Source organism: Pseudoalteromonas sp. BSi20439 (genome assembly GCF_000241165.1).
Classification (GTDB): Bacteria; Pseudomonadota; Gammaproteobacteria; order Enterobacterales; family Alteromonadaceae; genus Pseudoalteromonas.
The window spans coordinates 1-6,508 of the sequence record NZ_BADW01000187.1 but is presented as its reverse complement, the minus strand read 5'-3'; the positions used below and the strand labels follow the sequence as shown (position 1 = coordinate 6,508).

The window sequence follows — 6,508 nt, the reverse complement described above, 5'->3', positions numbered from 1 at the left end:
CAAATAGCATAACTTTAGGCTTTTTGGTTTTAACCCTTTAATTGTTATATTTACCCAAAAAACAGTAAGTTGGCACCCAACGCAGACGTGGGGTAAACCTGCTAAAAAATAGAACCTGTAACGGATTCAGTGTAACTACCGGTGTTTAGTTTTTCTAACCTAATATCTAATACCTAATACCTAATACCTAATACCTAAAATATAACACCTGCACTTTGCTCTTAATCCCTAGACAAGTTATATTTTTTCATTTTTTCGACCAGTGTGGTTCGCCTTACGCCAAGTACTTCAGCAGCACGGGCGACAACGTAATCAAAGCGCTCTAATGCCTGTGTGATTAAGTTAATTTCAAGCTCAGCTAAGTACTCTTTAAGCTCAATACCTTCATCGGGCAATAAACCAGGTGCGGCCTGAGCAAAGTCATCTTCTAGATCTATTTCGTCTTCACTAAATCCGCCGCTAAAAATATCATTAAACGCATCACGCTCCATCAGTTCTTCTGGATACTGAGGCTCATAGGCTTCAACTTCAATGTAGCGGTATTTGTTAGGTAAGTCAGGAACATCCACCACCTTATCTGGGAACATAATAACCATACGCTCAACTAGGTTCGCGAGCTCACGGATATTACCCGGCCAAGAATGTTCTTTTAAACTATCAATAGCACGCTCTGTAAACTTAGCCGTAGTACCGCTTTGCTCATTTACGCGGCGCATAAGCTCTTTAAGTAGTAATGGTATGTCTTCTGCGCGTTGAGCAAGAGATGGGCTCTCAATAGGAAAAACATTTAAGCGATAGTATAAATCTTCTCTAAATGAGCCTTTTTCTATCATGTTTTCAAGGTCTCGGTGGGTTGCGGCAATAACACGCACATCAGCTTGAATCGCTTTAGTACCACCAACGCGCTCATAGCTGCGCTCTTGTAGCACTCGCAGTAACTTAACCTGCATTTGCAGTGGCATGTCGCCGATTTCATCTAAAAATAGCGTGCCACCTTGCGCTAACTCAAAACGGCCTTTTCGTGCTGAAATAGCCCCAGTAAACGCGCCTTTTTCATGACCAAATAGTTCACTTTCTAGTAGCTCTGCAGGAATTGCCCCACAGTTTACTGGTACAAATGGGCCTTTGTTACGCTTAGAAAGCAAATGTACGTTTCGGGCAACTACTTCTTTACCTGTGCCCGACTCACCTAAAATAAGTACGTTAGCATCGGTTTTAGCAACCTGCGTAATTAAAAAGCGTAAATCTTTTACGGCTTTGGTTTCACCAACAAGACCATCAAAGGTGCTTTTCTCTTTATTATTTTTATGTTCATGCGGCAACATGCGCTGATATTGCTGACAGTCGTGTAACAGCTGTGTGGTTATTTCATGAGTAAATGGCTCACATATCAACCCCACAACATTAGCCAAACTCAACAAAGGTTTAAGCGTTTCACCAATGAGTAAAAAAGGAAATGTTGGGTATCGTTTAATTAAACTTTCGTGATCTAAAGACTGCAAAGCACCTAACACCACAATACATTCTTTGTTTTGATAGTGGCTACATGCCTGTTCAAAGTCAGCTTCTGTTTGCAACTGTACCGCCTCACCAATAAAAGTAAGCGATGCGTATAATCCAATAGAGCGATTGTTATTATTATCTAAAATTAAGATCATCTTTAGCGAGCCATTTATTTCACTAATTTGTTTTATTAATCAAATTGTAAGCCAGTTGGGTTTGGATGCAAGCAATAGCGGCGATTTTTTGACATTAACGCCAAAAAACAGACACTGGCCGCACAAAGTCAATACTTTATAACTATTAATTGCCTGGGTAGTTTTAGTGACATACATACTTAGGATGAATTAAACGACATATAATGCGATTTTCAATGATACGATTTCACACAGTAAAAACTCATAAAAACTGCTATTATTATTTAAAGGTGTGACTGTTTTGGCCGATAAAGTAATAGTCAAACTTATGTTGGAACTAAACTTGCTTAGAGTTCTGAACATGTAATTAAAATTTAAGGAATTACCTATGGCTCATGCATCAATCAATAAATACCGTCAAATAACAGTTAGCAGCGTTAAAGAGATGACACCTTATGATCAAGTCAAACTCGTGTTTGTAAATATTGTTGGCAAGCTCTCTGCTGCAAAAGGATTTATTGAACGTAAAGAGTTAGAAAAAAAAGGCAACGCAATCTCTGATTGTATTGTGCTACTTGGTGCGTTGCAGCAAGTGTTAAATTTTGAAGACAATAATGAAGTATCAACTAACTTAGACTCTTTGTACGATTACTGTCAGCGTTGCTTATTAACTGCAAACCTTGAAAACAACATTGATAAAATTGATGAAGTAATTACCTTAATTAAAGAGATTAAGTCAGGCTGGGAAGCAATTCCATTCGAACAAAGAGAACCACAACTGTAATGTCTTTAAATCGGGTTACAAGCTCACAAGTTAAAGATAGTGAGACTCGAGCATATTGCAATGAGCTAGTAAGTTTGATTGCTGACTCAGAAGATTGGGATATTGAGCAAGCGCTGAATATTCATAATAAACTTGATATTCACATAAGTAGCTCACTTTCTAGAGAAAAAACTCATTATTCAGCTACTGAACTTGAGTTTTTAATTAACCTAATAGAACAGCTATCTGTTAAAATAGATAATCAAAAGCAACTATTAGCGGTTAAAATAGTTGGTAATCAAAAAAATAAAAAAGCTGTAAATAAGTATAAATCTAATATTTAAAAACACTTCTTGCCTTAGCTAACCCCCTATTTTATTCCCCTTTACAGAGTGATTAAGCAGATTTTTCACTCTGTATTTTTATTTCCTCAAACCTCACTATAAAACAACACAGTTAGTTACTAACAATCGAACAAACATAAAAAAACCTGACTCATAAGCCAGGCTTTATTTGCTAAACAAAGTTAATTGTTTAGCTAGACTTTTTAGCCACACCCGGTAGGTTAGCTAATTGCTGCTGCAAGTAACCTCCTGTCGAGTTTAGGTTAGCAACTAATATATCCATGGCATTGTATTGGCTATATAGTCGCTCTTCATACTTTTTCATTCGGCTATTAAATGCATCAACTTCATCTTGTAGCTTATCGAGTTGTGTTTCACGCCCTTCAATACGTGAACTAAAAATACCATCAGAGGCCGTATAACCTTTAATAACAGTATCTAACTGGCCAACAAAACCATCACCGTCATTTTCGCCAACAAAAAACGTTTGGATAGCTTGTGGATCACTTTCTACGGCAGCTTTAAGAGCGTCAGAATCAATACTTAACTTACCTGAGCGCTCAGTTCTAATACCAAAGTTAGCTAAAAAGTCGGTATTACCATTACCCGTGCTAAATTCAGATGTTAACATCGAACGTACTTGGTTTACAGAGCCTCTAAGTAATGAATCACCCGCAAGTGCACCAACGCCCTCTTCAGCGCTAGAGCGACCGAGCTGATTTGATAAATCAATAAATGCATTAAACTTCTCTACAAACGACTTTAATCCAGCAGCAACATTATTATTATTTTCAGTGATAGTTGCTTTACTTAAATCATCGTCTGCATTGTGAGTTTTTTTGGCATTAATGGTGACGCCCTCAATGACATCTTTAAATTCATTTGTACTGCTTGTCGCAACAAGCGTCCCATCAATCGTAATTGAAGCATCCGTCGCTGCTGTTACTTCGTTTAAGTTTTCAGCATACGTTGTTGATGTTGTATCACTATCATACGCAAGACGAGACAAGCCAGACAAGTCTGTATTACCACCATCACCGACATCATCAACTACAATTTTTATTGCGTTTTCTGCGCCGGTTTCTTTACTTGATAACACTAATCGCTGACCGGTGTCATCAGTTATAATGGTGGCGTTTACAGAGTCATTATCAACTGAATCATTAATCGCGTCACGTATATCAGCCAGCTTTGCTGTGTCTGACACATTTATGTCAAAACTGTTAGAGCCAGAACTAATCGTGAGCTTACCCTCTCCCACCGCTTCATCGCCAGCTATAGCATTTGATGTTAGCTTTTGGTTCTCAGCCAAACTATTAACTTTAATAGAGTAATTATTGGTTTGCGCGTTTTTTTCAGAGCTTAAAGAAACAAAGTCGTCACTGCCACTGATAGTGCGCTTTTGAAAGTTTTCGATGTCACCCAATGATTCTAGTGAACCATTAAGCTCTTCCAAAGAGGCTTTTAGGGTACCTACTGCAGATATATCGGTAGTAAAGTTTGCTTGCTGTTTAGTTACTCGAGCTTGGTAAGGGCTTTTTTCAGCATTCACTAAAGCAGTTACAATTTCATTAACTTGAAGCCCTGAACCTATACCTTTAAATGAAATATCCATAATAATTACCCTCTTAAATTACTGAAAACTAAACTTTAAAATCAACCAATACACCGGTGGCTTCCGCTAATTTAGCAACGATACCTAATACCTCTTCAGACGGGTACTGCTTAACTAAATCACCACTTTCTTTATCAATCACCTTAATAACATTACGGCCAGAATCTTCGTCGACCTTAAACTGAAGGCTGCGATTCATTTCGCCCATAAAGTCCTGCAATTGCTGTACCACCTTCTCTAGTTTTTCAGGTGATAACTCAGTTTTAGAAATTTCGCTATTACTTGCAGTGGTGGTGATGGGTGTATTCTTTTGTTCATCAGCATTTTGCTTAACTTGTGATGGGGTTTGGTAACTTGAGGTAACCTCACCTTTTTGCGCTGAGCTGATATTTAGATTTAAACTTTGCGTTTCCATAATTCGCTCCTACTATAAAGCGATATAAAGCTTTATACCTATACAAGAAAGGAAGGGTTGCCCCTTCCTTAGTAGTTAAAGTATAGAGCTTATTGTTAAATTAACCTAATAAGCTAAGTGCTGCCTGTGGCAACTGGTTAGACTGAGCTAAGATTGTTGTACCAGCCTGTTGCATAATCTGGTTCTTAGTTAGTTTAGCCGTTTCTGCAGCATAATCTGTATCTTCGATACGGCTTTTAGAAGCAGATACGTTTTCTGATACGTTTGCAAGGTTAGCAATGGTAAAACCAAAGCGGTTTTGCACCGCACCTAAGTCAGCTCGTTGCGCATCAATTTGCGCAAGCGCGGCATCAATTGTTTGAATTGCATCTTGTGCACCTTCGCTAGTCGAACCAGAAATATCAATAGATTCAATGCTAACAAGACCGCTGCCCGCACCTGTTCCAGTCACAGAGGAATTTGCAGTATCATCACCTAAATATTCAGATACATTGGCACCTGCTGTTGAATCACTAATCGCTATTTTATTAGCAGAAGTAAGCGACAATGTTGATGCTACTGCTTGATCACCATCTACTGTACCTGTATATGCAGCGGCTCCCTCATTAGCATTAACTAGCTGCACTGTACCTGTCCCCGTGCCTGCAGCTGTGTCAACTTGAACCCCGTTAACTCCGGTTGCATTTAAGGTAATAGTTTCGTCATCTGAGTTATAAACGGCATCATAACCGTCAGCCACCATAGCTTCAGCTAGTCTAGCACCATCCCCACCGAAATTACCCAAATCGTAATCATCTCCGCCAACAGATAACACGTCATCATCCGCTGAACTCAAATTTTGGATTGTAACGCTTAATTTGGCTTCAGCTGTTACACCCGTTGCAGCAGCATTTATTTTTTCTGCCATATCATTTGCGCCGTCAGTAGCTCCAAAAGCAACTGCAGTACCATTAACGCTCCAGTTTGCTGGTTGAGTTTGAGTGGCTAACTGAGCCGATAAAAGAACATCACCACCAGAACCTAAAACCGAACCTGAACCTGATATATTATTTGCACCGATTGCATCTGCTGATACATCACGCAAAGTTACGTTAATTGTTTCATTTGCGTTAGCACCTACTTGAAACTGTTTAGTACCGAATGAACCATCTAGTAAGCTTGTGCCACCAAATTTAGTCGTTTCAGCGATACGAGTAAGCTCTTGCTGTAACGCGCCCACTTCTTTTTGTAGTGCGGCACGAGCGTTTGCATCGTTTGAACCATTAGCTGATTGCAAAGATAGGTCACGCATACGTTGTAAGATGTTTGATGACTCTTGCATCGCACCTTCAGCGGTTTGCGACATTGAAATACCGTCATTCGCGTTACGCTGAGCAACACCTAAACCATTAATTTGTGAAGAAAGACGGTTCGCAATTTGTAGACCTGCCGCATCATCTTTCGCACTGTTAATTTTCATACCAGATGAAAGACGTTGCATTGATGTACCTAATGCTTCGCTAGATTTTGATAAGTTTCTTTGTGCATTTAATGATGCAACGTTAGTATTTACTGATAAAGCCATGTTATAACTCCTGATTACTTTCGTAATGTAACTAATTGATTTTAACCAAGAGCCATCACAATAAAAATCTGTTCAAGCTCCGTTCTAATTAAGTTAACGGCCGTTATAAAATTACCTTTAGCTTTTTTTTAAAAAAACAGTAAAAACTTTTAATTGATTGAAATACAAAT

General features: G+C 38.8%; 6 protein-coding genes. 2 read left to right on the top strand and 4 right to left on the bottom strand.

What is annotated here, in order from left to right; translation table 11 throughout:
- Positions 1–221: 221 nt before the first annotated feature.
- Entirely contained in the window at positions 222–1,658 is a 1,437-nt protein-coding gene (locus P20439_RS14875) for a sigma-54-dependent Fis family transcriptional regulator (RefSeq protein ID WP_008112169.1), read from the bottom strand.
- A 367-nt stretch (positions 1,659–2,025) separates the two neighbouring features.
- Between P20439_RS14875 and fliS the strand changes: the two genes are divergently transcribed.
- Positions 2,026–2,421 (top strand): flagellar export chaperone FliS, encoded by a 396-nt coding sequence (fliS, locus tag P20439_RS14870; RefSeq protein ID WP_008112168.1) that lies wholly within the window; start codon positions 2,026–2,028, stop codon positions 2,419–2,421.
- Complete coding sequence (locus tag P20439_RS14865) at positions 2,421–2,744, top strand: hypothetical protein (RefSeq protein ID WP_024602019.1); 324 nt, start codon at positions 2,421–2,423, stop codon at positions 2,742–2,744. Before fliS ends, P20439_RS14865 begins: the two co-directional genes overlap by 1 nt.
- Before the next feature lie 190 nt (positions 2,745–2,934).
- Here P20439_RS14865 and fliD read toward each other — a convergent pair whose 3' ends face one another.
- From fliD to P20439_RS14850, 3 genes are all read right to left on the bottom strand, one after another.
- Positions 2,935–4,359, bottom strand: coding sequence for a flagellar filament capping protein FliD (gene fliD, locus P20439_RS14860; protein ID WP_008468031.1), 1,425 nt, complete (start codon positions 4,357–4,359; stop codon positions 2,935–2,937).
- 28 nt (positions 4,360–4,387) lie between these two features.
- The gene (locus P20439_RS14855; RefSeq protein ID WP_008112160.1) at positions 4,388–4,774 is read right to left on the bottom strand and encodes a flagellar protein FlaG; all 387 of its coding nucleotides are present in this window, start codon (positions 4,772–4,774) and stop codon (positions 4,388–4,390) included.
- A gap of 100 nt (positions 4,775–4,874) precedes the next feature.
- Entirely contained in the window at positions 4,875–6,338 is a 1,464-nt protein-coding gene (locus P20439_RS14850; protein ID WP_008112158.1) for a flagellin, read from the bottom strand.
- Positions 6,339–6,508 lie beyond the last annotated feature (170 nt).

Excerpts from the sequence above, each read along its gene's own strand:
- P20439_RS14875 (WP_008112169.1), bottom strand. The coding sequence starts at position 1,658 with ATGATCTTAATTTTAGATAATAATAACAATCGCTCTATTGGATTATAC.
- fliS (WP_008112168.1), top strand. The coding sequence starts at position 2,026 with ATGGCTCATGCATCAATCAATAAATACCGTCAAATAACAGTTAGCAGC.
- P20439_RS14865 (WP_024602019.1), top strand. The coding sequence starts at position 2,421 with ATGTCTTTAAATCGGGTTACAAGCTCACAAGTTAAAGATAGTGAGACT.
- fliD (WP_008468031.1), bottom strand. The coding sequence starts at position 4,359 with ATGGATATTTCATTTAAAGGTATAGGTTCAGGGCTTCAAGTTAATGAA.
- P20439_RS14855 (WP_008112160.1), bottom strand. The coding sequence starts at position 4,774 with ATGGAAACGCAAAGTTTAAATCTAAATATCAGCTCAGCGCAAAAAGGT.
- P20439_RS14850 (WP_008112158.1), bottom strand. The coding sequence starts at position 6,338 with ATGGCTTTATCAGTAAATACTAACGTTGCATCATTAAATGCACAAAGA.